23 protein-coding genes, 1 pseudogene and 1 riboswitch are annotated in these 25,412 nt (G+C 68.2%); of the genes and pseudogenes, 19 read left to right on the plus strand and 5 right to left on the minus strand.

What is annotated here, in order from left to right:
• Positions 1-2 precede the first annotated feature (2 nt).
• From QME70_07510 to QME70_07530, 5 genes are all read left to right on the plus strand, one after another.
• Positions 3-1,334, plus strand: a complete 1,332-nt coding sequence (locus QME70_07510; protein ID MDI6894441.1) for a Wzz/FepE/Etk N-terminal domain-containing protein — start codon at positions 3-5, stop codon at positions 1,332-1,334.
• Between the two features lie 4 nt (positions 1,335-1,338).
• Complete coding sequence (locus QME70_07515) at positions 1,339-2,034, plus strand: CpsD/CapB family tyrosine-protein kinase (protein MDI6894442.1); 696 nt, start codon at positions 1,339-1,341, stop codon at positions 2,032-2,034.
• A 30-nt stretch (positions 2,035-2,064) separates the two neighbouring features.
• Entirely contained in the window at positions 2,065-2,862 is a 798-nt protein-coding gene (locus QME70_07520; GenBank protein MDI6894443.1) for a phosphotransferase, read from the plus strand.
• 64 nt (positions 2,863-2,926) lie between these two features.
• Positions 2,927-3,586 (plus strand): response regulator transcription factor, encoded by a 660-nt coding sequence (locus QME70_07525; GenBank protein ID MDI6894444.1) that lies wholly within the window; start codon positions 2,927-2,929, stop codon positions 3,584-3,586.
• A 252-nt stretch (positions 3,587-3,838) separates the two neighbouring features.
• Positions 3,839-5,113: a GNVR domain-containing protein gene (locus tag QME70_07530; GenBank protein MDI6894445.1), complete on the plus strand. Its 1,275-nt coding sequence runs from the start codon at positions 3,839-3,841 to the stop codon at positions 5,111-5,113.
• Between the two features lie 40 nt (positions 5,114-5,153).
• Here the strand turns inward: QME70_07530 and QME70_07535 are convergent.
• Positions 5,154-5,628: pseudogene (locus QME70_07535) on the minus strand (FAD-dependent oxidoreductase).
• Between the two features lie 144 nt (positions 5,629-5,772).
• Here QME70_07535 and QME70_07540 point away from each other — a divergent pair.
• A complete protein-coding gene (locus tag QME70_07540) occupies positions 5,773-6,246 on the plus strand; it encodes an NUDIX hydrolase (GenBank protein ID MDI6894446.1) in 474 nt (157 codons plus the stop codon).
• A 64-nt stretch (positions 6,247-6,310) separates the two neighbouring features.
• A riboswitch (TPP riboswitch) is annotated at positions 6,311-6,427 on the minus strand.
• Positions 6,428-6,512: 85 nt separating this feature from the next.
• Here QME70_07540 and QME70_07545 read toward each other — a convergent pair.
• Together QME70_07545 and QME70_07550 are read right to left on the minus strand one after the other, a co-directional pair.
• Positions 6,513-6,953: a HEPN domain-containing protein gene (locus QME70_07545; protein ID MDI6894447.1), complete on the minus strand. Its 441-nt coding sequence runs from the start codon at positions 6,951-6,953 to the stop codon at positions 6,513-6,515.
• The gene (locus QME70_07550) at positions 6,868-7,341 is read right to left on the minus strand and encodes a nucleotidyltransferase domain-containing protein (GenBank protein MDI6894448.1); all 474 of its coding nucleotides are present in this window, start codon (positions 7,339-7,341) and stop codon (positions 6,868-6,870) included. The genes QME70_07545 and QME70_07550 overlap by 86 nt, the downstream gene beginning before the upstream one ends.
• A gap of 396 nt (positions 7,342-7,737) precedes the next feature.
• On the opposite strand from QME70_07550, the gene QME70_07555 reads away from it, so the two are divergent.
• Positions 7,738-11,385 carry a DNA polymerase III subunit alpha gene (locus QME70_07555; protein MDI6894449.1) on the plus strand — a complete coding sequence of 1,216 codons (3,648 nt, stop codon included), beginning with the start codon at positions 7,738-7,740 and terminating at the stop codon, positions 11,383-11,385.
• Between the two features lie 43 nt (positions 11,386-11,428).
• Here the strand turns inward: QME70_07555 and QME70_07560 are convergent, their stop codons facing one another.
• A complete protein-coding gene (locus QME70_07560) occupies positions 11,429-11,764 on the minus strand; it encodes a helix-turn-helix domain-containing protein (protein MDI6894450.1) in 336 nt (111 codons plus the stop codon).
• Positions 11,765-12,023: 259 nt separating this feature from the next.
• Here QME70_07560 and QME70_07565 point away from each other — a divergent pair, with 259 nt between their 5' ends.
• The 9 genes from QME70_07565 to QME70_07605 all read left to right on the plus strand — a co-directional run bounded on the left by QME70_07565 (position 12,024) and on the right by QME70_07605 (position 20,134).
• Positions 12,024-13,982, plus strand: a complete 1,959-nt coding sequence (locus tag QME70_07565; GenBank protein MDI6894451.1) for a sodium-translocating pyrophosphatase — start codon at positions 12,024-12,026, stop codon at positions 13,980-13,982.
• Positions 13,983-14,001: 19 nt separating this feature from the next.
• Positions 14,002-14,613 (plus strand): YeeE/YedE thiosulfate transporter family protein, encoded by a 612-nt coding sequence (locus QME70_07570; GenBank protein ID MDI6894452.1) that lies wholly within the window; start codon positions 14,002-14,004, stop codon positions 14,611-14,613.
• Positions 14,613-14,867, plus strand: a complete 255-nt coding sequence (locus QME70_07575) for a sulfurtransferase TusA family protein (GenBank protein ID MDI6894453.1) — start codon at positions 14,613-14,615, stop codon at positions 14,865-14,867. The genes QME70_07570 and QME70_07575 overlap by 1 nt, the downstream gene beginning before the upstream one ends.
• Positions 14,860-15,369 carry a YeeE/YedE thiosulfate transporter family protein gene (locus tag QME70_07580; GenBank protein ID MDI6894454.1) on the plus strand — a complete coding sequence of 170 codons (510 nt, stop codon included), beginning with the start codon at positions 14,860-14,862 and terminating at the stop codon, positions 15,367-15,369. Before QME70_07575 ends, QME70_07580 begins: the two co-directional genes overlap by 8 nt.
• Positions 15,370-15,586: 217 nt before the next feature.
• Complete coding sequence (locus QME70_07585; protein ID MDI6894455.1) at positions 15,587-16,651, plus strand: radical SAM protein; 1,065 nt, start codon at positions 15,587-15,589, stop codon at positions 16,649-16,651.
• Positions 16,648-17,970: a glutamyl-tRNA reductase gene (hemA, locus tag QME70_07590; protein MDI6894456.1), complete on the plus strand. Its 1,323-nt coding sequence runs from the start codon at positions 16,648-16,650 to the stop codon at positions 17,968-17,970. Before QME70_07585 ends, hemA begins: the two co-directional genes overlap by 4 nt.
• Complete coding sequence (locus tag QME70_07595; protein MDI6894457.1) at positions 17,942-19,207, plus strand: radical SAM protein; 1,266 nt, start codon at positions 17,942-17,944, stop codon at positions 19,205-19,207. The genes hemA and QME70_07595 overlap by 29 nt, the downstream gene beginning before the upstream one ends.
• Complete coding sequence (locus tag QME70_07600) at positions 19,195-19,674, plus strand: AsnC family transcriptional regulator (protein ID MDI6894458.1); 480 nt, start codon at positions 19,195-19,197, stop codon at positions 19,672-19,674. Before QME70_07595 ends, QME70_07600 begins: the two co-directional genes overlap by 13 nt.
• A complete protein-coding gene (locus tag QME70_07605) occupies positions 19,667-20,134 on the plus strand; it encodes an AsnC family transcriptional regulator (GenBank protein MDI6894459.1) in 468 nt (155 codons plus the stop codon). The genes QME70_07600 and QME70_07605 overlap by 8 nt, the downstream gene beginning before the upstream one ends.
• 22 nt (positions 20,135-20,156) lie before the next feature.
• On the opposite strand, the gene QME70_07610 is transcribed toward QME70_07605, so the two are convergent.
• Positions 20,157-21,056, minus strand: coding sequence for a LysR family transcriptional regulator (locus QME70_07610; protein MDI6894460.1), 900 nt, complete (start codon positions 21,054-21,056; stop codon positions 20,157-20,159).
• A 322-nt stretch (positions 21,057-21,378) separates the two neighbouring features.
• Here QME70_07610 and QME70_07615 point away from each other — a divergent pair, with 322 nt between their 5' ends.
• The 3 genes from QME70_07615 (at position 21,379) to QME70_07625 (ending at position 25,357) form a co-directional block, all read left to right on the plus strand.
• Entirely contained in the window at positions 21,379-23,607 is a 2,229-nt protein-coding gene (locus tag QME70_07615; GenBank protein ID MDI6894461.1) for an ammonia-forming cytochrome c nitrite reductase subunit c552, read from the plus strand.
• A 110-nt stretch (positions 23,608-23,717) separates the two neighbouring features.
• Positions 23,718-24,554, plus strand: a complete 837-nt coding sequence (locus QME70_07620) for a hypothetical protein (GenBank protein MDI6894462.1) — start codon at positions 23,718-23,720, stop codon at positions 24,552-24,554.
• Positions 24,551-25,357, plus strand: coding sequence for a cytochrome b/b6 domain-containing protein (locus QME70_07625; GenBank protein ID MDI6894463.1), 807 nt, complete (start codon positions 24,551-24,553; stop codon positions 25,355-25,357). The genes QME70_07620 and QME70_07625 overlap by 4 nt, the downstream gene beginning before the upstream one ends.
• Positions 25,358-25,412 lie beyond the last annotated feature (55 nt).

A 25,412-nucleotide genomic window follows, 5' to 3' on the forward strand; every position in this document is an offset into this window, starting at 1 on the left:
CGTTGGCAGTCTCCAGGAACGAAGTCATGGATCAGGGGGCGGAGCTACGGGAGGGTGAAATCGACCTCCGGCAACTCCTGCGAGTGCTGCGGAAGTGGTCGTGGGTGGTTGCCCTCATCACCGTGGTGGCAGTCATCAGCGCTGCTGTGCTCAGCTACTTCGTGCTCGACGCGGTGTACGAGGCCCAGGTCACCCTGATGGTCACTCAGGCCCTCCCCACCACCCAGCCCGGCGGGCAGCCCTTGCAGGGGCAGGGCCTGGAGCAGGTGATGGGCGTGCTGGCCCGGCTTCCCCAGATGACCCTGAATACCTACGTGGGTCAGTTGACCAGCGAGTCCCTCATGCAGCGGGTGCTGGACGCCCTGCACCTGGACCGCCAGGGGTACACGGCCCGCGGCCTGGCCGGCCTGGTGCAGGCCAAGAACATCAAGGACACCAACCTCATTCAGGTGACGGTTTCCCACACCGATCCCCACCTGGCGGCGGAAATTGCCAACGCCGTCTCCCGCCAGTTCGTCGACTTCGTGTCCGAACAGAACCGGGAGCAGATGGCCAAATCGGTGGAGTTCCTCGAGAAACAGAGCGCCGACGTAGAGGGGGAGCTCAAGGCGGCCCGGCAGAAACTCCACGATTTCCAGGTCCAGGCGCGCGGCGTGGCCGTGGTGCAGCAGGAGTTCGCCTCCAAGAGCGCGGACCTGGCGCGTATGCAGTCGGAAGCCGTCCAGCTCGGGGTGACCATCGACCAGTTGCAGGCGGGCGTGCGGGGGCTGCAGGGGACGCTGGCGTCGACGCCCAGGACGGTGGTGGTGGAGGAGGACGGCAAGAAGATCGAGCGGCTTAACGACGTGTACATCTCCCTGTCCCAGATGCTGGAGCAGAAGCAGGTGGAGCTTGCGGAGAAGCAGGCCCGTCTGGAGAGCACCCGCCGGTTCGTCGCCCAATTGGAAGCCGATCTGGCGGGCCTGCAGGCCGAACTGGTGGACAAGCAGGCCCGGGAGAGCGAACTGCAGGAGCGGGTCGATCAGCTGAACCAGACCTACCAGACCCTGCTGCAGAAGAAAACCGAGGTCCAGATCGCCCGTTCCATCAATCTGGGCGACACCTCCATCCTGCTGGTGTCCCCCGCGTACGTGCCTAGCCGCGCCGCCCGTCCCAACCGGCAGCTCAATATGGCGGTCTCCGGGGTGCTGGGCGTCATGGTGGGGGTCATGCTGGCCTTCCTGCTGGAATACCTGGACAACACGGTGAAGAGCGCCGAGGACGTGCAGCGCGTGCTGGGGGCGCCGGTGATCGGCAACGTGCCGCTTTTCACCGGTGCCGATCGGGGGAGGTAGGGCCGTGAACCTCTTACTTGTGAGTCACCGTCATCCCAAGTCGCCCGCCGCGGAGGCCTTCCGCACCCTGCGTACCAGCCTGGCCTTTGCCTCGCCCGAGCCGGTGCGCACCCTGCTGGTGACCAGCGCCGCGCCCGAGGAGGGGAAGAGCACCATCGCCAGCAACCTGGCCGTGGCCCTGGCCCAGGCGGGGAAGCGGGTGCTGGTGGTGGACGCCGACCTGCGCAAGCCCCAGCAGCACCGCATCTTTGACGTGCCCAACCACCGGGGACTCACCAACATCCTGGTGGGGGAAGCCGAGGCGGGGGAGGTCTTGAACGCCACACCCGTGCCGGGGTTGGATCTGGTCAGCTCCGGCCCCATCCCTCCCAACCCGGCGGAACTGCTGGACTCCGAACGGGCGCGCTCCCTGTGGCCCGCCCTGGCGGCCCAGTATCAGTGTGTGCTGATAGATTCCCCTCCCCTGGTGGCGGTGGCCGACAGCGTCATCCTCAGCCCCCAGGTGGAAGGGGTGCTGGTGGTGGTGAGGGCGGGCCAGACGCGCACCGACCTCCTGCGGGAGTCGCGGGCCCTGCTGGAGAAGGCGGGGGCGCGGGTGCTGGGTGCCGTCCTCAACGAGGTGCGCCACGCCCCGCGCGACTACCGCTATTACTACTACTACCACAGCGAGCAGAAACGCCGTGCCTCAGAGGAGGAATGAGGATCCGCAACGCAGCCGGGGGGTGCTCAGGTGGCAGCGCGTGCCAGAGGGGACGAGGCTACCGTGACGCGGGTCGGGACGGCAGCGGTGGGGGTTCAACCCGCGCGCGGGGCGACGCGGGTCGTCTGCGACATGCACGTACATGCGTTGCCGGGTGTGGATGACGGTGCCTCCGACTGGGACGAGAGCCTGGAGATGGCCCGCCAGGCGGCCGCCTGCGGAGTCACCCACATGGTGGTGACGCCCCATTACCTCCCCGGCGTGTACGACGCCGACACCTGCCTGGTGCGGAAACTTACCGGGGAGTTCCGGGAGCGCATCGCTGCGGTGGGGACACTCCTCGAGGTGCTGGAGGGTTCCGAGGTGTTCCTCTCCCTGGAGGTTCCCGACCTCCTGCGCAAGGGTGTCCTGATGACCCTGGGAGACGGTGGTGGCCACTTACTGGTGGAGATCCCGGCGGGCGAGTTCCCCGGCTGGACCGGCGAAGTTCTGTTTCGGGTGCGCGCACAGGGCGTGGTGCCCGTGTTGGCTCACCCGGAGCGAAACCGCGTCCTGCAGCAGAGGCCCGGCCTGCTGGGCGACCTGGTGAGGCAGGGAACGCTGGTGCAGGTGGAGGCGGGGAGCCTCACCGGGCTGCACGGCCGGCGCGCTCAGGCGGTGGCAGAACGCTGGATCCGGCAGGGGTGGGCGCACATGCTGGGGTCTGACGCCCACGGAGCGACCGGTCCCCGGACGCCCGCGCTATTGCGGGATGCCCTGGCCAGGCTGGGGGGCCGTGGCGCTGGCCTGGCTTGCCCGCGCGGCGTGCTGAAGCCGTGTTCGGGTTGACCTGCCCCGTAGCTCGTTGGAGGCGCCAACCTATCTGCGCGGGACGTGTTGAGGAGGATGTCGTATGAGTCTGGTGCCTGACAGGACCGCGTCCATCCGGGTCCTGGTGATCGAGCCGGAGACCCTGGCGAGGGAAAGCCTGGTGCTCGCCCTGCAGAGGGCGGCTGGCTTTTCCGCCCGCGGCTGTCCCCCCGAGCCGCGCCAGGTGGTGGAGGCCGCTCGCGCCTTCACTCCCCATGTGGGTCTGCTGGCGGTCACGCCCGACGGGGAACGTGTGGTGGAAGCCCTGGCCGGCGGAGCCCCGGACGTGCGTATCCTGGGGGTGGCTCCCACCCCCGACCTCATCTCTGCTTACCGCCTGATGAAGCTGGGCGTGGCGGGACTGATCCCCAGTTCTGTCGACATCCACGAGATGCTGCTCGCCCTGCGGGCGGTCGCCTCCGGCTATGCCGTAGTGGCCCCCGACGTGCTGAACGGGCTCATGGAGCAACTTGCCTCCCGGGGTCGCGGCCGATTCTCAGCGGCTTCCCAGCGCCTGACCCCCAGGCAACTGCGTATAGTGGGGGCGGTGAGCCAGGGCCTCACCGATGCCCAGATCGGCCGAGCCCTGGGTATCAGCGCCTCCCTGATCAAAGCGGAGGTCAAGTCCATCCTGCGCAAGACGGGGGCTCGGAACCGGACGGAGGTGGTGGCCCTGGCCCTCCGCCGCGGCCTCATCTCCTGACCGCGCGGCCGCAGGCGCGCTCGCCCATGCACTCCGCCGTCACGTCCCGACCACGTGACGCGCCCGTGTTGTCTCCGTGTTGTCGGCCGCAACCTCAGCGCTTGCGGTGCTAACGTTGTGCGCATTTCAGATCGATAATGCTTCCGGTATGAAAGGGGAATTGGCTGGCGCGTCGAATTCCCCGACGGGAGCGGGGCGAGCCCGGGGTGGTCCGGGCAAACCCTGCCTTTGCATTCCGGGAGGTTGGGCGACTTGGATGAGGAGATCTCGCTGCGGGAGATGGTGGAGGCGCTCTGGCGGCGCCGGGTGATCGTGGCCGGCGTCACCGGGGTGGCCGTCCTGGCGGCCGCGGTCCTGAGCTTTTGGGTGTTGCCCCCCGTATTCGAGGCGCGGGTGGTCCTCGCCGTCAGTCCGCCGCGCGAACCTGCGGCACCGCCTGCGTCAGAGGCGGACGGGTTGCTGGACTCGGTGGGCGTTTCTCTCCCTTCCGGCCTCGAGGCATACCGCATCCAGCTCACGCATCCCGACGTGCTGCAGAATGCCATAGCTCGCGCCCACCTGGGTTTGAGTCCGGAGCAACTGGCGTCCAGTGTGGATGCCAGGGTGCTCAAGGACACCAACCTCATCGAGGTTAAGGTGAGGCGCGGTAGTGCCCAGGAGGCGGCGCTGCTGGCCAACGCCCTGGTGCAGGAGTATGTCGTCCACGTGGGTGCCTTCGGAGCGCAGCGATCCGACACCGCCGTGGCCTACCTCAAGGAGCGGATGGCAGAAACGGAGACGGCCCTGGGGGACGCCATGCAGAACTGGAAGAAGTTCCTGGAGTCACCCCGGGGCACCCAGGAGTTGAACGCTGAGATTCAGGCTTGCATCCAGTCCCTGACGGGTGTCAAGCGGGAAGCGGAAAGCCTGGCGGTGGAGGCGGAGGGACTTTCGGCCGCGCTGGCCGAGGCCAGGTCCGTGGCGGAAGAGCAGCCACCTCTTCTGAAGGCGCGGCGTTCACTGGTGGAAGACGATGCCCTGCGGGAGTTCCTGGCCGGGTTGCCGGGCGGTAACCGCAGCGCTTTGGGCGCGGTATCGGTGGTCGACGAGGAAGTCAACCCCGCCCACGTGGAGGCCGTGAACCGCCTCAACGACCTGCGCGTCCGCCTGGCAGAGTGTGTCAGCCGGCGTAATGGCCTCCTCAAGGCGGCAACGTCGACCCAGCGTGAGTTGGAAGCCCTTCGCCTGGAGCTGGCGGAAAAGGAACTGGAAGAGGAACAACTGCAGACCCGCCTCCAGACGCTGAGGGACGCCTACCTGGGCCTGTCCAAACGTTACGAAGAAGTGCGCATGGCGGAGCCCGCCTGGCTCGCCCAGGCGAGCATCCAGGTGGTGGCTCCTGCCGTCGTACCGCCGGAGCCGGTGCGTCCCCGCAAGGCGCTGAACATCTCGGTGGCGGGAGTGCTCGGTCTCATGGCGGGTGTCTTCCTCGCCTTCTTCCTCGACTACTGGGAGCGCTCTGCCCCTGCCCGCGCTACCCCCGCCTGACCCCACCCCGCCCGCGTGCGCTCGCTGCCTGCCGCTGGGGTTACAGGCGCGCCAGGATGGCTTCGGCCACCTTCTTGCCCGAGAGCAGCATCCCCCCGAAGATGGGGCCCATGCGGTGCCCGCCCAACACGGCGCTGGCAGCCATGCGCACAGTTAAACATCCTGGCCCCCGCCTTGATGGCTTTCGAGGTGATGGTGGTTATCGTTTCCACGGAATCAGCGGTATAATATCCCTCGACGTAGGGCCGGGTGCGCGCGCCGAATTCGTCCAGGGTGGCTTTGGCGTCCTCCTGCACGACGATGTGGTTGAACATCATGCCCCCCCACATGCCGCCACCTATGCTGAGACGGCTCTCGAAGACCGCCACCTTCCTGCCCGCCCGCGCCAGGTAGTAGGCGGCGACAAGACCGGATGGACCTGCCCCCACAATGGCCACGTCGGAGAGGTAAGAGAGCAGATCCTCCGTGTACCTCTCCACGCTGGCGCGTGACACCGTTACATCGTCGAGCCGCATCCCCTACACCTCCCCGTCGTCGGTTGCACCCTGGTCCCCGCCGGCCGCCCGTGCCCGCCCCGTACCCCCCTGCTCACCGTGTGCGCCCGTGCCCACCGCCTGCCCCCGCGTGCTCACCGCCTGCCCGCCCTGCGAGGGATGACCATGACACCGGACACCAGGGAAGATAGCCTGCCGACCGGTGAGGGCCAGCTTGCCCGCCTGGCCGTAAGCGCGGCCGTGTTCGACGGCCAGGGGCGCGTGCTGCTCGTGCACCAGACCTATGGATCGCGCTGGTGGGCCCTGCCGGGCGGCTGGGTGGACCCCGGCGAGGACCTGGCCCAGGCGGCACGCCGGGAATTCCGCGAAGAGACGGGATATGAAGTACGCATCCTGCGTCCCTCCGGGATCTACTGGCGCCTGCCCAGGCGGCTCCTGGTCGTGGTCTTCCTGGGCGTTATCACCGGGGGATCTCCCCGCCCCAGCCCGGAGACGGACGGCTGCGCCTTCTTTGCCCTGGACGCCCTGCCCTCGCCCCTTTCTCCCTGCCTGGAGGAACGCCTGCGCGATGCCCGCGAGGTCGGCCTGGGCGGCCCTGCCCGCTACCGCCTCCAGATGAACCCGGAGCCCGCCCCGTAGTGAAGGCGGGCTCTCGTTCCCGACGGGTTCCCGTTCCCGGCCGGACTGCCGTTTCCGGGGGCTCCTTCTCCCGGGTCGCCCTCCCTACGCTGGCATTGCCCGGATCAGGTTCCAAGGGTTGAGCGGGGTGCTCTCCCAGCTCGCAGTTCTCTCCCCACCGCGAGCACCCCTGGGCGATTCGCTTTGCTCCAATGTGACACGGGTGAGCCCCGGCGGCAATACCGGTCGGGTCCGGCAGGCGGGCCAAACGACTTGTCAGGAGCGCCCTACGTTTCCCGCTCACCTTCTCCGGGGGACCCGTCCGAGGAAAGCAGGGCGGTGACCACTGCGACAACATCGGCCGCAAGTTCGACTGCTTCCGAGGCCGCCTTGCGGTTATACACGAGGGCGGGGATGCTGTCCGGGAGGCCGCTGGGATATCTCGTCGGGATGTAGTAGCCGTCGAGTATCGCCCAGGACTGACGCTTTTGGGCAACTCGCGCATCATGCTGCTCTGCCTTCTCGGCCAGCACAGTCACCGAGTGGCCGAGGACCAGGCTTTCTCCTTTCGCATACAGGAACCCCTTGATAGCTTTCTCCGCTACCTGTTGGGCCAGGAAGCACGCGAGGTGGTAGCCTCCCTCATCGGCCAGCCGCCGGGCCCACTTCAGGTCCTCTCTGGCCTGATCGAGCCAGCGGCGGCCTTCCTCGACGCCCGGTTTTCTCATAGAGCACCCTCCCTTCTCGCAGCACTTGCTGCCCGAATGGCCGGTCCTGCATCCGTTCCCACTCGCCCGGGGTGTACACCAGGATGTCGGCTGCCACGCGGGGCACGATGCGGCGGTACACTTCCGCCGTCCGTTCTACGAACGGCAGCTCACTGTCCATGACCACCACCAGGTCCAGGTCGGTGAGCGCATCCGCCCGTCCGCGGGCATACGAACCGAAGAGAATGATTTTCCGGGCGCCCATTTGCCGGAACTGGTTTGCGATCCGGTGCAGTTCGCTCTTAAGGAGGTCCGCGTGGTCGCGACCATCGCTCGAGGGCTGCCCTACTTCGCGGCCGGGCGCGGCCTCGCACCCGTTGGGATGCTGAACACCGGTGGAGTTGGTCACTGTACTGTCAGTCTCCCTATTGCCAAACCGTGCCTGCGCAGCTTCTGACGGTTAGGCCGTGTGGTTGGACAGCCTTATTCTACCTTCCGGAAGCAGTTGCCAGCAACCGGTCGAGCCGTGCCGAACCGGCAGTGGGAGGTCGAGTACCCCAACGGGCCCCAGCAGCCTCGGATACCCGGCACCGCGCGCTCGTCGTGCATCTGCGGTTCCTGCGGTTCGGTATTCTGTACCGCAACTGCGGTTCCTGCGGTTCAGTATTTCGTACCGCGCGGGCCCGTCAACTGCTGAACCCGGAAGCGGCTACCGGCAACCGGATCAATGGCGAACATATTTACGAAGCCCCCCCTGTTTGGTATACTGGGGGTGAACGGAGGTTTGAGTCGGAGGGGGCAGGTCGTGTTCGTTCACCTGCATGTGCATTCTCCGTTTTCTTTCCTCGACGGGGGAAGTCGGCTGGAAGAGCTGATTCGCACCGCTGCCGGGTATGACATGCCGGCACTGGCCATCACCGATCACCACACCGTTTCCGCCGCCGTGAGGTTCCGGCGTCTGGCGGAGGCGGCGGGGATCAAGCCCATCATAGGTGCCGAGGTGGAGGTGGAGGCCGCCGTGCCCCTCGCCGGCGGTACCCCGGCTCCCGTGACTGGCGGCAGCCCGGCTCCCCTCGCCGGCGGTCGCGGGGTGGGAGGCGCCGGTGACGCCTACCGTGGGGGCCACCTGGTCCTCCTCGCGCGCGATGCCGTGGGGTACGCCAACCTGTGCCGGCTGCTCACCGCCGCCCACCTGGGCAACCAGCGCGGGCAGCCGCTCGTGCGCTGGGCCGACCTGGAGCGCTATCATGAGGGGCTCATTGCCCTGTCGGGGTGCCGGCGGGGGGAGATCCCCCGACTCATCCTGGCGCGGCGCTACCGGGAGGCAGAGGAGGTGGCGCGGCGCCTGCAGGCCATCTTCTCCGGTCGAGCGCTCGCCGGGCTCGCTGATGGCCCGGCCGGTGCTACGACCGGTATCTCAGGCGGCACTCCGGGCGGCAACTTGGGGGAGAGCGACCTGGCCGGTAGCGTCCGCGCTGCCCGGGACGCGGCCACCGGGATCTGCAGTAGCGTGGGTGCCGGTGAGGCCGGCTTCTACATGGAGCTGCAGGGGAACCTGCTGCCCCGGGAGATGGCCCTCAACCGCGCCCTGGCCGAGCTGGGCAAGCACCTGGGCATTCCCCTGGTGGCGTCGGCGGATGTCCACTACGCGCGGCGCGAGGACTTCCCCGTCCACGACCTGCTCACCTGTGTGCGCACCCTCACCCGGGCGGATGACGTCCACCCCGAGCGGCGGCTCAACGCCCAGAACTACCTGCGCTCCCCCGCCGAGATGGAGGCCCTGTTCGCGGAGTGGTCCGAAGCCCTGAGCAACACCCTGGAGATCGCCGCCCGCTGCCAGCCCGCCCTGGAGGGCGTGATCCCCGGCCGCCGGGCACCGGCGGATCTGGAAGGCGTGGCCTCCGGCGCGTCCGCTGCGCGGCGAGGTGGCCGGGCGCCGGCGGGGGAGGGCTGGCTGTATCCGGCGTTCCCGCTGCCGCCGGAGGCGCCGGCGGGGATGACGGCGGCCGGGTTCCTGCGCCAGCAGGTGTACGAGGGTGCCCGGCAGCGCTACGGCACGGTGGCGGACCGCATCAGGGAGCGGCTGGAACACGAGCTGGACATCATCTGTCGCCTGGGGTTCGAGGATTACTTCCTTCTGGTGTGGGACGTGGCGCGCTTCGCCCGCGAGCGGGGTATCCGCTACGCGGGGCGGGGATCGGCGGCCGATTCGGCGGTGGCCTACTGCCTCTTCATCACGGAGGTGGATTCCATCCGGCGGGGGCTGCTCTTCGAGCGCTTCATGAGCCCGGAGCGGGCGGAGAAGCCCGACATCGACATCGACTTCGACGCCCGCTACCGGGACGAGGTCACCCGCTACGTGTACGAGAAGTACGGCGCCGACCACGTGGCCGGGGTGGCCACCTACAACACCTTCGGGGCACGGGCGGCGGTGCGCGACCTGGGCAAGGCCCTGGACCTGCCCCCGGCCGAGATCGACCGCTTCGCCAAACGGGTGCCCTACTACCTGGACGCCGACGACCTGGACCGCGCCTTTGCCAGCGTGCCGGAACTGCGCGATTCCGGCCTAGATCCGCGCCGGTTCCGCCTGCTCATCGAGATCGGGCGCCGGGTGGCCGGTTTCCCCCGCCACCTGGGCACCCACCTGGGCGGGGTGGTGATCAGCCGCCGTCCCCTGGTGGAGGTGAGCCCCCTGCAGATGGCGGCCAAGGGGATCACCATCGTCCAGTTCGACAAGGACGACGTGGAGACCCTGGGGCTGGTGAAGCTGGACCTCCTCTGCCTGCGCACCATGGGGGCCATCGAGGAAGCCTGTCGCAGCATTGCCGGCCGCGACCCCGGCTTCCGATACGGGGACATCCCTCTCGATGATCCTGCCACCTTCGAAATGATCAACGAGGGGCGCACCATCGGGGTGTTCCAACTGGAGAGCCCCGCCCAGCGGGCCCTGCAGGCCCGCCTGGGGGCTTCCTGCCAGGAGGACCTGGTGGCCAGCGTGGCCCTCATCCGACCGGGGCCCGTCAAGGGGAACATGGTGGAACCCTTCATCGCCCGCCGCCAGGGGAAGGAGCCCCCCCGGTACCTGCATCCCGCCCTGTGTCCCATCCTGGAGAAGACCTACGGGGTGGTGCTCTTCCAGGAGCAGGTGATCGAGATCGCCACCGCCGTGGCCGGCTTCACCCCCGGGGAGGCCGATCGCCTGCGCCGGGTGATGACCCACGCCCGCTCCCAGCGGGAGATGGAGGAGATCGGCCGCCACTTCGTGGAGAAGGCCCGCGCCCGCGGGGTGGAAGAGGAGGTGGCCCGCGCCATCTTCGCCCAGATCGCCGGCTACGCCAGCTACGGCTTCTGTGAGGCCCACGCCGCCGCCTTCGCCGACATCGCCTACCGCACCGCCTACCTGGTGCGCCACCATCCCGCCGACTTCTTCGCCGCCATCCTCACCCTGCAGCCCATGGGCTACTACCCGCCCGAGACGGTGGTGGTGGAGGCCCGGCGCCGGGGCATCCCCGTGCTGGGGCCGGACATCAACCGCAGCGAAGACCACTTCACCGTGGAGCCCCCGGCGGCATCCCCGCCCGCGGCTGCACCGGGGGCCGGACGCGAGCCGGGGTCTGGGTGTGAGCCTGGCCCCGAGTGCGGGGCCGGGCCTGCCGGGGGGCGGCTGGTCGTCCGCACTTCCCTGCGGGCGGTGAAGGGCATGCCCGAAAGGGGTCTTGAGGCCGTCCTGGAAGCCCGCCGCCGGGACGGCCCGTTTACCTCCCTGGAGGACTTCTGCCGCCGCCTGGTCCGCCCGCGTGACACCGCGGGTGTACGCGACGCCTGCGGTGTGTCACCGGGCGATGGCGCCGGTAGGGAGGTGGGCCCCGCCGGGCTCGATCAGGACGTGATAGAGAATCTCATCCTGTGCGGGGCCTTCGATTCCCTGCATCCGAATCGGCGCTCCCTCATGTGGGCGTTGCCGGCGCTGCTGCAGGGATGCCGTGGTGACCTCCTTCCCGGCCTCGCCCCGGGGCTCCCATCCGCGGTGGGCATGGCGTTGGCGGCCGATTTCACGCCGTTGGAGAAGCTGGCGTGGGAGCACGAGATCCTGGGGTTCGGCGTAAGCGGGCACCTCATGGGACACCTGCGCCCGTACCTGAAGCGGCGGGGGTATATGTCCAGCCGGGAGGTAGCCGGTATGCCCGAGGGCAGCCGGGTCAAGGTGGCCGGTGCGGCCATACGGCCCCACCGACCTCCCACGAAGAGCGGCCGCATCGTGGTGTTCCTGTCCCTGGAGGATGAGTTCGGCCTCGTCGACGTAACCGTTTTCGAAAGCGTGTACCGGCGCTATGGGGCCCACATCTTTGGAGAAGCAGTGCCGCCCCTGGCGGCCGGGGGAGTTCTCGAGCGCCGGGGGCGGGCGGTATCGGTCAGGGCGCGGTGGATTGTACCGCTGCCCCGCCTGAGGTGATCAGGTGCCGCGCGGCATAACCATGCTGCCCCGCCTGAAGTGATCAGGTGCCGCGCGGCGGTAGCCACCGCTGTCCATACTGTCCGAGGAAGTTGACCAGGGGTAGCAGCGCCCTGCCCTTCTCCGTAAGCCTGTACTCCACCCGCGGAGGGACCTCTGCATATACGTGGCGGGAGATAATTCCCAGACCGTCCAGCTGATGCAGGCGGTCGGAGAGAGTCTTGGGGCTGATTCCGGAGAGGTTGCGCTGAAGCTCATGGAAGCGCATGGGGCCCCTGGCCAGATGGCTGATGATGAGGAGTGTCCACTTTGCCGCCACCAGCCTGGCGGTGCGAGCTGCGGCGTCGCTTTGCGCGGAGTCGCTGTCCGGGGAGGTCATCTCCTATCTCTCCTCGCGGATGCGGGCCCGCAGGTGGTGCTGAGCAAATGAGGCCCGGTGTCTTGCCTGTTACATAATATGTGGGCGCGGGTGCCGCCGTCACCGCACGCACAGTCCCGCGCGCCGTCGTGCTGCAGGCCGGTGGTCACCCCTCGCCGGCGTCCCGCGCAAGGCGCTGTATTCCCTTTGACACCGTTTTGCGCCCCGACTATACTGGTTGCGGTTGTACGCAGGAAATGCGACGTGCGTCGTAGGGGGGATAGCTGAGTTGACCTGGCCGTTGGTGTCTCTCCTGGTGGGGGCGGTGGCGCTGGTTTTCGTGGCCTTTCTGTGGAGCAGCCTGTTGCGGATGCCCGCCGGCAGCGAACGCATGAGAGAGATCTCGGAAGCCATCCACGAGGGGGCGCGGGCGTTCCTGCTGCGCGAGTATCGCACCATCGCCGTCTTCGCGGTGGCGGTGTTCGTCGTCCTCGGGCTTGCGCTGTCCTGGAAGACCGCCGTGGCGTACCTGATCGGCGCCTCATGCTCGGTTCTGGCCGGCTATTTGGGGATGAGTGCGGCCACCCGGGCCAACGTGCGTACCACGGAAGCAGCGCGCGCCGGGCAGGTTCAGGCCCTGCGCGTTGCCTTTTCCGGCGGATCCATCATGGGCCTGGCGGTGGCGGGCCTGGGGCTCATCGGCCTGGCGGTAGTCTTCATGCTGTTTCCTGATCCCGTAATCGTAACAGGTTTTTCGTTTGGGGCCAGTTCCATAGCCCTGTTCGCCCGCGTGGGGGGAGGCATTTACACCAAGTCGGCGGACGTGGGCGCCGACCTGGTGGGAAAGGTGGAGGCCGGCATCCCCGAGGACGACCCCCGCAATCCGGCCGTGATCGCCGACAACGTGGGCGACAACGTGGGTGACGTGGCCGGCATGGGTGCCGACCTCTTCGAGTCCTACGTGGGCTCGGTGGTAGCCGCCATGGTGCTGGGCGCGGGTCTCAGCCCGGGTCACACCATTCTGCCCCTGGCCCTGGTGGCGACCGGGACGGTGGCCTCCTTCCTGGGTGTGGTGTATGTGCGCGCCCTGAGCGGGGCCAACCCCCAGGCGGCCCTGCGCTGGGGGACCTACGTGGCGGCGGGCGCCTTCGCCCTGCTGGCCTGGTGGCTGTGCGTGGCCCTGACCGGCAGCGTGGTCCTGCTGGGGGCGGTGCTCGCCGGCCTGATAGCGGGTATCCTGATCGGTCTGATCAGCGAGTACTTCACCTCCGGTCCTCCTATCAAGGGAGTGGCCCACTCCTGCACCACCGGGCCGGCCACCAACATCCTCACCGGCCTGGCCCTGGGGATGCGCAGCACAGCCCTGCCCGTGATCGCAGTGGCGGTGGCCATCTATGTGGCTTATTCCCTGGGCGGGCTCTACGGCATCGCCCTGGCGGGGGTGGGTATGCTGGCCACCATCGGGGTGGTGATGTCCGTGGATGCTTACGGCCCGGTGGCAGACAACGCGGGCGGCATCGCCGAGATGTCCGGCCTGGGCGAGGGCGTGCGCCGCATCACGGACCGCCTGGATGCCCTGGGGAATACCACCGCGGCCATCGGCAAGGGCTTTGCCATCGGATCGGCCGCCCTCACGGCCCTGGCCCTGTTCTCGGCGTACTCCCACAGCGTCGGGCTCAGCACCATCGACCTGAGCAGGCACACCACCCTCATCGGCCTCCTCATCGGCGCGCTGCTGCCCTTCCTGTTCGGTGCCATGGCCCTGGATGCGGTAGGGCGGGCGGCCCTGCGCATGGTGGAAGAGGTGAGGCGGCAGTTCCGCGAGGTGGCGGGCCTCATGGAAGGCCGGGCCCGGGCCGACTACGCCCGCTGTGTGGACATCGCCACCGCGGCCGCTTTGAAGGAGATGGTCGCCCCCGGCCTGCTGGCGGTGATCAGCCCCATCGTGATCGGCTTGCTGCTGGGCAGGGAAGCCCTGGGCGGGATGCTGGCCGGTTCCCTGGCGACCGGCTTCCTCATCGCCGTGACCATGGCCAACGCGGGTGCGGCCTGGGACAACGGCAAGAAGTTCATCGAGGCGGGTAACCTGGGTGGCAAGGGTTCTCCCGAGCACAAGGCAGCCGTGGTGGGCGACACGGTGGGCGATCCCTTCAAGGATACCGCCGGGCCCTCCATGAACATCCTCATCAAACTCATGTCCATCGTGGCCCTGGTGTTCGGGCCCCTGTTCATCCGTTGAGAGGAGAGTGCCGGGTAGCATGGCGGCGGTGATGGTGACGATCGCCGGTGCCGTGGCCATACTGCTCCTGAGCATGGGGTGGCGGGTGGCAGCGGGCTTCTGGGTGTGCGGGCTGGCGGTCGGGTACCTGGTGCAGCGGTCGCGGCTGTGCTTTGTGGGCGCGATACGGGATGCTTTCCTGTGGCGAATGCCGGCCCTGGCGCGGGCGATGCTCACCCTGCTGGCCGTTTCGCTGGTGGGCGTGGCCGCCGCCCAGTCCCTGGTCGGTGCTCCCGGCAACGTATTCGCCGTGGGCTGGCACACCGTGGCGGGGGGGCTGGTATTCGGCCTGGGGATGGGGCTGGCCGGCACCTGTGCTCTCACCACCCTGGTCCGTCTGGGGGAAGGTACGGTGGTGTACGCGCTGGCCGTGGCAGGCCTGATGGCGGGGGGCGAGGCGGGCCTGCGCCTGCGTGCCTGGTGGGCGGCCTGGGCCGGGCGGGGCACGGTGGTCTTCCTTCCGGACGTGCTGGGGTGGCCCACGGCCGTGCTGGTGGGGGTGGGCGCCCTGGCTCTCCTGGGATGGGTGCTGGAGATGTCCGGGCGGCTGCGCCGGGCTCCGCGGGCGGGACTGGGGGCGGGGGGAGAGTAGTGGCTGCCCGGTATCTGGACCTGGTGGAGGAGGTTTGTCCGGTGCCGCTGCTGCGCATCCAGGAGGCTCTGCGCGGGGCCCAACCCGGGGAGGCAGTGGTTGCCCGGCTCGGGTACGCCCGGTCCGTGCGCAATGTGATGGAATGGGCCGAGCGAGAGGGTGTTTCGTTCACGGTGGACGAACTGCCCGGCGGCGTGTGGGAGCTGACCCTGTGCAGACAGGCCGGCGGAAGCGGGGGATGGCGCCGTGCGTAGTGACAGCGGTACGGGCCACCGCCGACATGGCGATACGGGATGGTCCTACCTGGCCGGGGCACTCGGCCTGGCGGCCATCGAGGTAATGTTCACGTTCTGGACGGGGCGAACGCTGGGCATTACCTCCCACCTCATCGGCATACCGGTTACCTTTCCCCTGGTGGGTGCGCGGGGGACGGGAGAGCTGGTCCTGGCCGGTGCCCTCCTGGTGGGGGGAATGGTGGGCGGTGCCGCCCTGGGTGCGGTAAGGGGAGGGGAGTGGCGCCTGCGCCTGCCCCGGCGCTGGCAGCCGGCGGTGCTGGCTGGCATGGGGGGACTGCTCATGGGGGTAGGTGCCCGGCTGGCGCCCGGGTGCAACGTGGGAGGGGTAATGGGAGGAATCGTCTCCTCGTCCCTGCAGGGTTGGGTGGAAGGGGTTTTCATGGTGGCCGGTGCCCTGGTGGGGATCAGGGTGGCCCTGGCAGCCGAATCGCGCACCGGTCGTAGCCGTTCAGGGCGGTAGTGCTTCCCGGACCCGCCCCTTCCCCGCGGGGCCGCCCGGCGGGCCCCGTATAAGCGGGGGCTATGCGGCCTGCTAAAATCTGATACCCCACTGGTGGAGGAATAGCGCGGGGGTTTCTGAAAAATGTCTTGTTAGAACCATCACAAGCCTGGTCGTTGACCGGAGTCAATGCTCCGGTGGCACCGCTTTGTGATAGTGTATTGGGCGGAGGACGAGCATGGGGGAGCCTGAAACAGGTCCCGCGGTAATTGCCTGGGAGGCGACCCGGGCATGTAATCTGGTGTGCCGGCATTGCCGGGCAGAGGCCGTTCCCACCGGCGATCCGGCCGAGTTGAGCACGGCCGAAGCCCGTGCTCTTCTGGATGACGTGGCCTCCTTCTGCCGGCCGACATTCATCATAACCGGAGGGGAGCCACTGCTGCGGCCCGACATCCTGGATCTGGCCCGGTACGGCAGCAGCCTGGGTGTGCGCATGGTCATGTCCACCAACGGCACCACCCTCACGCCCGAGAGCGTACGGGCCATCCGGGAAGCGAGCATCGTGGCCCTTTCGGTGAGCATCGACGGGTCGGATGCGTCGTCTCATGACGCTTTCCGGGGCGTGCCGGGGTCCTTCGCTGCTGCGATGGCGGGCATGGGCCTGGCCCGGGAGGCGGGCCTGCCGTTTCAGGTGAACACCACAGTGACCCGGCACAACGTGGCCGAGCTTCCCCACCTGCTGGCGCTGGCGCGGGAAGTGGGGGCGGTAACCTGGGACGTGTTCCTGCTGGTGCCGACCGGTCGGGCCACGGTGGAGGACGAGATCCCCCCCCACGAGTACGAACGGGTGCTGGAGTGGTTGCTCGAGCAGTCTTCCCGGGCCGGCGTGCACCCGGTGCCGGGCGGAGGGATGCGTGTCAAGGTGACGTGCGGCCCCATGTATGCCCGCCTGTGGCTCCAGCGCCGCAGTCAGGGCAGGCGGCCGCGCGGCTGCATGGCGGGAGACGGCTTCGCGTTCATTTCCCGGACGGGCAAGGTTTACCCGTGCGGCTACTTCCCCCGGGAAGCAGGGGACATCCGGGAGCGGCCCTTTTCCCAGATCTACCAGGAGGCCCCCCTGTTCCGGGAGCTGAGAGATGCCGACCTCTTGCGCGGTAAGTGCGGCCGCTGCGAATTCCGGCGCGCCTGCCGGGGTTGCCGCGCCCGCGCCCTGGGAACGACGGGTGACTATCTGGCCGAGGAACCTTACTGCACCTATCAGCCGCGCACCGCGGAGGTGGCGGCCCGAGGAGGGGCGAGGTGAGGCAGGTGTATCGCCTGCTGGTATTGGGAGTTAGCTACCGGACTGCTTCCGTGGAAGTGCGGGAGCGGCTGGCCGTATCCGGACCGGATCTGCCCGCGTATCTGGCCGGGCTGCGACGCCTGACCGGGGCATGCGAGAGTGCCCTCCTGTGCACGTGCAACCGGGTGGAAGCATATCTGGTCGATCCTGCCCGTCCGGATAGCCTGGAGAAGGAGTGGGGAGGGAGGACGGGGGCCGGGGTAGGAGCCCTGGTGTACCGCCGACAAGGCGGTGAGGCGGCGCGGCACCTTTTCCGGGTGGCCGGCGGGCTGGACGCCATGGTGACCGGTGAAACTCAGGTTCTGGGTCAGGTGAGGCAGACCCTGCAGGCCGCGCGCGAGGCGGGCACGGCCGGTAAGATACTCAACGTGCTGTTCGAACACGCGGTGCGCGCCGCCCGCCGGGTGCATGCGGAAACGGCCGTGAGCAGCCGGACTGCCTCCGTGAGCTCGGTGGCGGTGAAGGTGGCGGCCGAGCAACTGGGTGGCCTGACCGGCCGGCGGGTGCTGGTGGTGGGGGCGGGCAAGATGGGACGGCTGGCCCTGTCCCAGCTCAGGCGGGAGGGCGTGGGCGAGGTGCTGGTGTGCACCCGCGATCCCGCCCGGACGAGGCAGGCGCTGGCCGGTCTCGGCATCGGCGGACCCGGCCGGGATGGGGGAGGAACCGACGGCTGGACCCTGTTGCCCCTGGAGGAGGAAAGCCTGAGGGAGACCCTGGCCGGAGTGGACCTGGTGATCAGCTGCACGGCGGCGCCCGGGGTGGTGCTCGGCCGGGAGCTGGTGGCGAAGGCTCTGGCGGGGCGGTCACGGCCCCTGGTCGTGTTCGACCTGGCCGTTCCCCGGGACGTGGACCCGGCCGCGGCCGACATACAGGGGGTGCGACTCTTCGATGTCGACTCGCTGGACGAGCACGTGGGGGAAGCCGGAAGGGACCAGGTCGACCGCGCGGAAGCCATCTGCGCCGACGAGGCAGGGGAGTTTGCCGCCTGGTTGCGCCAGCAGAGGGTCGTCCCGGTGATAAGGCGGGTGCGGGAGAAGGCGCTCCGCATCCGCGCAGAAGAGCTGGACCGGGCCATGCGGGAGCTGCCCGGCCTGGGCGAGCGGGAGCGCCGGGTGCTGGAGATGATGGCTCACCGCCTGGTGAACCGGGTGCTGGATGGTCCCATCGCCGGCATCAAGGGCCTGGCCCGGCAGCCGGACAGTGACCGGGCCGTGGAGGTTGTAGCCGAGACGTGGGAAGGGCGGGGTCGCGATGATAAGCGTCAGCAGGCTGCTCTGTGATACATCGGGATACGGGGACGGGTTGCGTTACGTCCCCTCGGCGCGATCTCAGGTGGCGGGTACGCACGCAGGGGCGGGGCCGGTGGTGGTATGGAACGTGACCCCGGCCTGCAACCTGCGTTGCTCCCACTGTTACTACGACGCCATCCCGGTCCCAAGAGCGGTGGGCGCCGGCGAACTCCCCTTTCGGAGGGAAGGGCCCTCCGCGCGAGGGGGAGCACCCGCCCCCCAGGGTGTGCCCGGCACGGAGGAGGCCCTCGACCTCATCGACGACCTGGCCCGCTTTCGCGTACCGGTGGTGTTGTTTTCGGGGGGGGAGCCCCTCCTGCGGCCGGACCTGGATCGTCTCATCGGGCGGGCGGTGGGGCTGGGCATCAGGACCGTGATCTCCACCAACGGAACTCTCATCACCCGCGAACGGGCGGGGCGGTTGCGCGAGTTGGGAGTCAGCTATGTGGGGGTAAGCCTGGACGGCATCGGCGAAGCCAACGACCGCATGCGCGGGGTACCCGGTGCCTTCGAGGCCGCCCTGGAGGGGATCCGCAACTGCCTGGCGGTGGGTCAGCGCGTGGGCCTGCGCTTCACCATGACGCGCCAGAACGTGGGCGATCTGGGGGCCATCTTCGACCTTATCGAGACGGAAGGCATCCCGCGGGCCTGCTTCTACCACCTGGTCTACTCGGGGCGGGGGGTAGCGATGATGGAGCAGGACCTGTCCCCGGCCGAGAGGAGGCAGGCCCTTGACCTCATCGTGGAGCGCACCCTCGGTATGCACGCCGCCGGGCGGCCGGCGGAGATCCTCACGGTGGACAATCATGCCGACGGTCCCTACCTGTACCTGTGGGCGTTGCGCCACCGTCCCCAGGTGGCACCCCGGGTGCTCGAGCTGCTGCGTCGCAGCGGGGGAAACCGCTCGGGCATCGCCATTGCTGCCATAGATCACCTGGGTGACGTGTACCCGGACCAGTTCAGTCGCCACCAGCCGGTGGGGAACGTGCGCCAGCGGCCCTTCTCCGAGATCTGGGGGCAGTCCGATCACCCCGTCTTGCGGGGGCTGCGCCAGCGCAAGGCCCTGCTGCAGGGCAGGTGCCGCCGGTGCGTGTGGCTGGATGTGTGCAACGGTAACTTCCGGGCCCGCGCCGGAGCTGCCGGGGACATGTGGGGCGACGACCCGGCATGTTACCTGAGCGACGACGAGATTGCCTGGTCGGGGGGGGAGGAGCAGTGGACGGCGTAGACCGCAGACTGCTGGACGTCCTACAGAGGGGGCTGCCTCTCTGCGCACGCCCCTTTGCAGCGGTGGCGGACGAGGTGGGCATCTCCGAGGAGGATTGCCTCCGGCGTGTCACCCGGTTGAAGGAGGAGGGCATCATCCGGCGCCTGGGAGGTGTGTTCAGCACCCGCGCCCTGGGCTTTCACAGTGCCCTGGTGGCGATGGTGGTGCCTCCGGAGGACCTGGACCGGGTGGCGGCCGTGGTGAGCGAGTATCCCGAGGTGACCCACAACTACGCCCGCCAGGGGCGGTACAACCTCTGGTTCACCCTGGTAACGGGCCGGGAAGCGGACGCCCGCGCCCTGTTGGATGAGATCAGGTCCCGCACCAGGGTGGAGGAGGTACATCTGGTGCCGGCCGGGCGCGTGTTCAAGATCAGAGCTCACTTTCCCATGGGCGCGACGGGCGAGGAGGCTGCCGGCTATGCTTGATGAGCTGGACCGGGCCATCGTGAGGGAGTTGCAGGGGGACATTCCCCTGGATCCGTGTCCCTTCGGGGCCATTGCCTCCCGGGTGGGGGCTTCCGAAGCCGAAGTGCTCAGGCGGATACGGTCTTACTGGGAGAGGGGATGGCTCCGCCGCGTGGCCGCCGTGTTATACCACCAGGCGGCCGGCTACCGCGGCAACGCTATGGTGGTGTGGAAGGTACCGCCCGACCAGGTAGAACGGTTTGGGCGACTGGCTGCCACTTTCCCTCAGGTTACCCACTGTTACGAGCGGGCCGGACTACCGGATTTCCCCTACAACGTCTACACCATGGTGCACGGGGGCGACGAAGAGGCCTGCGCGGAGGTGGCCCGGGCCATTTCTGCCACCACGGGCGTGTCCGAGTATCTCATCCTCGCCAGCGCCAAAGAGTACAAGAAGACCAGCGCCTGCTACATCCACTGAGTCAGCACACCGCAGTGCCGGCTCAGCAGAGATCGGCGGGGGTGAGAAAGCGGATGAAGCGCCGGGCCAGCCCCGAGAGGAGAGGGTCCCGGCGGTGAATGAGCAGGAACCGCATGGGTCCCAGGCCGCGGACGCGCAGGGCCCGCAGGCCTCCGGTGCGCAGCTCGCGCTGCACGGCCAGCCGGGACAGGATGGACGCTCCCCGCCCCGCAGAAACCGCCGACTTGATGGCCTCGTTTGAACCCATGACCGCTACCACCTGGAGCTGGGCGGGGTCGATGCCTGCGTGGGCCAGGCACTGCTCCACCGCCTCTCGGACCCCGGAACCCGGCTCCCGCAGCAGGAGGGGCATGCGCAGGAGTTCCCCCGGCTCCAGTTCCTCCGTGGCGGCCCACCTGCCGTCAGGGGCCACCACCGCCACCAGTTCGTCTGCGGTGATGGAGCGCGCCACCAGCTCGGGGTCTTTCATGGTCCCCTCATCGCACCCCTCCAGGACGCCCACGTCGAACTTGCCGTTTTGCACCCCGGCCACCACGTCGGCGGCCGAGACGATCTCCAGCCTGATGTCGCAGGTGGGGTTCTTCTCCTTGAAGGCCCACACAGTGCAGGGCAGGGCGTAATTCCCGACGGTCTGGGTGGCGGCGATGGTGAGCTGGCGCGTGTCGTCGGTGGCGCTGACGGCCTTCTCCATCCCTTCCACCAACTCCAGGATGCGGCGGGCGTAGTCGAAGACCACCTCGCCCGCGGGCGTGAGGTCTACGCCGTGGGCGTGGCGGCGGAAGAGGCGTACCCCGAAATGCTTTTCCAGGGAGAGGATCTGGGCACTGACCCCCGGCTGGGTGAGATGGAGCAGGCGCGCCGCCCGGGAGAAGCTCTTCACCCGGGCCACCGTACAGAATACCTCCAGCTGCCACACGTTCATGCCCTGACCCCCACTGGACACGCCTGCCCCATGCTGCCGGAGCTGTCCCTCACATTTACAGCAGCTATAAGTTCTCTTACTATCCCTATTCCTCCTGCTTGTGGGTGGCGCCTGCCGCCTGAGCGCGCATCACCGCCGCCGGCTGCCCGTTCCTCCTGCTTGTGGGGAGCGCGTGGACGATGGCGGGTGTGCCTCATAGCCCGCGCTTATGATGCGGGGCAAAGTGTGATGGCCCTGAGCGCAGGAGCGAGCCGGGCCCCCCTTGAACTTTTTGTTAAAGCTCTCACAAACTTAAACTGAGAAAGGGGGGAAACAGAGGAAAATGAGGAAGGTGATCGCTCTGGTGACCGTGCTGGCCATCCTGGCCCTGCTGGGGGCGGCCACGGCCTACGCCAAGGCGGCGTACGTGAACTCCCTGGTGTCTGCCTACCCCAACCTCAAGGGGTCCAAGCTGGCCGGTTGTGTGACGTGCCACACGTCGGACTTGAAGCTCAACCGCTACGGGGCTGACCTGGCGGCGGCAGGCATGGACTACCGCAAGGTGGAGGGGACGGACTCCGACCGGGACGGTTTCAGTAACCTGGCCGAAATCAAGGCTCTCACCTTCCCGGGCGACCCCACCAGCAAGCCGGCTGCTTCCCAGCCCACCACGGGCGGCGGCTCGTCCGGAGCGCCGGCAGCGGGAGGTACCACCCAGCCCCCCGCCAGGCCCGCCCTCTTCCGCGATATCGCCCGCCACCCGGCGCGTGAGGCCATCGAGACCCTGGCGGAGGCGGGCGTTGTCAAGGGTCGCCCCGGCAAGGTGTTCGCGCCCGACGCCAGGGTAACCCGGGCGGAGTTCGCCGCCATGGTGGAGCGGATCTTCGGCCTGCCCGAAGTGACGCCGTATTTGCCGGCATTCGGGGACGCGCCCAAGGATGCCTGGTACTGGAAGACAGTAGAAACGGTGGTCCGGGCGGGGCTCATGGCACCTGCCGGTCAGGGTGCTTTCGGTACCGGCGACGGGGTGACGCGGGTGGAGGCCGCCCGCGTAGCGGTGAAGGCATTGGGCCTCGAGCAGGAAGCGCAGGCGCTGCCGGACGTGGAGAAGACGGCCGTCCTGGGGAAGCTGGCTGATGGTGCCAGTATCCCGGCCGACTCTGCCGGCTATGTGGCGGTGGCCATCAGGAAGGGCCTCTTCCCGGCCGAGGGTAGGTTCGAGCCGTCACGAACGTTCACCCGCGCCGATGCCGCCGTGCTGCTGGTGAAGGTGTGGGAGGGCAAGAAGGGGATGCAGGATCCCCTGGCCGGCGTGGCGAGCTACGTGGTGGGACCGGAGCAGTGTGCCACCTGCCACAGCGAGGCTGTGGCCGCCTGGCGCACCACCATGCACAGCCGCATGGTGCAGGAGCCCGGGCCCGGCGTGACCAACGCCAACTTCGCCGATCCCCGGGCGGGCATCCAGCTTTCCGACGTGAAGTTCGTGGTCGGTGGCTTGACCAAGAACTACTTCGTGGGGGCGGATTACAAGTACCTGCCGGCGGGGTGGGACATCGAGAAGAAAGAGTGGCAGCCGCGCGCGGTATCGCCCTGGCTGGGAGCGTGCACGGGCTGCCACACCACCGGGTACGACAAGCAGCTCAACACCTTCGTGTCGCTGGGGATAAGCTGCGAGTCGTGCCACGGGCCCGGCTCCAAGCACGTGGCCACCGGCGGCAACACCGCTTACATCAAGGCCTCGCTGGACGTGGACGCCTGCGAGTCCTGCCACGGCGGGGACCGGCAGGTGGGCCAGCTCAAGGAAACCGGGCACTACTCCGTGTTCGCCAATATGGTGGATAAGCCCTTCTACAAGGAGAGCTGCATGGAGTGCCACTCGGCCACCGTGCGCCTGGCCGAAGAGAAAGGCCAGCCGGTGCCCACCCTCAAGGACTTCCGCGAGGGGGACCTGAAGGGAGACCGGGTGGGTATCACCTGCGTGGTGTGCCACGATCCCCACAAGCGGGACCACGAGGCCCAGCTGCGCAAGGATGCCCAGGAAACCTGCATCGAGTGCCACACCGGCGAGTTGAAGACGGAGACCTTTGCGCCCGGGACGGAAGTCCACCACGCGCAGAAGGAGATGTGGCTGGGCGTGGGTGCCATCGGGGTGCCCAACATGCCCGCGGCCAAGACGGCCACCTGCGTGGACTGCCACATGGTTGCTGGCAACCACTTGTTCAAGGCGGGCACGCCCAAGCTCACCATCACCCAGCACGGCAAGCCGGTGGAGCTGGATTCCTGCGACGCCTGCCACAAGACCATGACCGTGGAGAAGACCGAGGGGCTCCACCAGGAGTTTGACCGGCAGGTCAAGGAGCTCAAGGATCTGCTGGCCCGGGTGGATGCCCGCATCAAGGATCGCCAGGCCATGGGACTTGACGTCAAGGCGGCTCAGGAACTGCGTGATAAGGCGTTCACCAACATCTCCTTCGCCGAAGCCGACGCCTCGGGCGGCATCCACAACCCTGCCTATACGGACGAGATGCTGCGCGTGGCCCGGCAGTGGCTGCAGGAGGCGCTGACGAAGTAGGAGCGATTCAGGGTCGAGCCGGGGGAGACGTCTCCGGGGTCAGCTTCCCGCCCGGTCCTCGGGCCGGTGGTGGCCCGGGGCGCTTCCCCGGCTGCTCGGAGGTGGCCATGATGACATTGCCCAAGTTGCTCCTCGCCCTGGTGGCCGCGGGGGTAGTGCTGGCGGCCGCGCCGGGAGCGGCCCGGGCTCAGGCGGACAACCAGCTGTGCCTGGGGTGTCACGGGCAGCAGGGGCTCACCACCTTTGATGGTGAGAGGGAAGTCGATCTCTATGTCGACGCCCAGAAGTACGCATCATCCCCCCACGGCAAGGAGTCGTGCAATTCGTGTCATCCGCAGTTCCAGGGCTTCGACCACGGACGCGTGGCCCTGGGGGAGGAACTGCGTTCGCTCACCCTGCAGACATGCGTGAGCTGTCACCAGGGATACGATTTCGGGCAGGGCAAGGTCTCCTGTCATCCCGATCCCCTGACCTGCGACAAGTGCCACGGCCCCATCCACGCGCTGGTGCCGGCGAATGACCCCGCTTCGCCCATCAACCACGCCAATGTGGTGGGATTCTGTGCCTCGTGCCACGAGAAGGAGAAGGCGAGTTACGACTACAGCTTCCACGGGGCTGCCCGCCGGCTGGGGTCGCGGGAGGCCCCGCTGTGTACCGACTGTCACGGGCACCTCTCCCCGGTGAACGGGAACGTCCAGGAGGCCACCCTGATGTGCGGCAACTGCCACCGGGGCAGCCCGGCCGCCATGGCCAACCTCCTGCAGGGCAAGGAGCACGTTACGCCCCAGGATCGCAAGGACGGGTTCCCGCTGTGGGTGGTGTGGAAGTTCTTTCTGGCCGTGATCCTGGTCAACACGGCGAAGGATGGTTCGTTGGCCGTCCTCGATCTGACCCACCGTCTGCGGTCCCGCAGCGGGAAGGGTCCCGAGGGAGGTGCCCGTCCATGAGGCGGCGTGACCCCACCATGAGGTTTGACATCCACGCCCGGTTGCAGCACGGGCTGCTGGCGGTGAGCCTGGCCGTCCTGATGCTGACCGGGTTTCCCATCAAGTACTCCCACACAGCCTGGGCTCCCGCGGTGGTGCGGTTCTTCGGCAACTTCGACACCATGTTGCGGGTGCACCTGGTGGCGGCGGGCCTGCTGGCTTTCGTGGTGGTGTACCACGTGCTCCTCTGCGTATGGGGGCTGGTGCGCAGGCGGCTCGATTTCGCCGTGCTGCCCCGCTTGCGCGACTTCCAGGACTTCGCCCACCACCTGGGCTACCTGGCCGGGTGGCGCCACGAGCCGCCCCGCTTCGGCAAGTTCACCTGGTGGGAGAAGTTCGAGTACTGGGCGGTGGTGTGGGGCACCACGGTGATGGGAGTCTCCGGTCTCACCCTGGCGTTTCCCGAGTGGGCGGCAGCATATGTTCCCCGTTGGGTGATCGGTGCGTTGCGGGTGGCCCACAGCAACGAGGCCCTCCTGGCATTCCTGGCCGTGCTCATAGGCCATTCATTTGCCGTCCACTTGTCTCCCAGCGTCTTCCCTTCCAGTGCGGTATGGTACAGTGGTAAACTGAGATTGTCCCAGCTGATGGAGGATCATGCCCTCTTGTATGAGAGCATGGCCGGTTACGCGGCCGGCGATCTGGACCGGTTGCCCCGCAGTCGCTGGTCTCGCAACCGGGTGCTGATTGCCCTGGAACTGGTGGTGTATGTGGGACTGGTGGCCTGGGTGTTCGTGACTCTGGTTCCTCTCCTGCCCCGCTAGCCTGGCATGGGTGGTGGGAGACCGGGCCCGCTGGCCCCGGCAGTGAGGCAGCGGA

The organism is Bacillota bacterium, from assembly GCA_030019365.1.
Lineage (GTDB): Bacteria > Bacillota > Sulfobacillia > JACIYH01 > JACIYH01 > JACIYH01.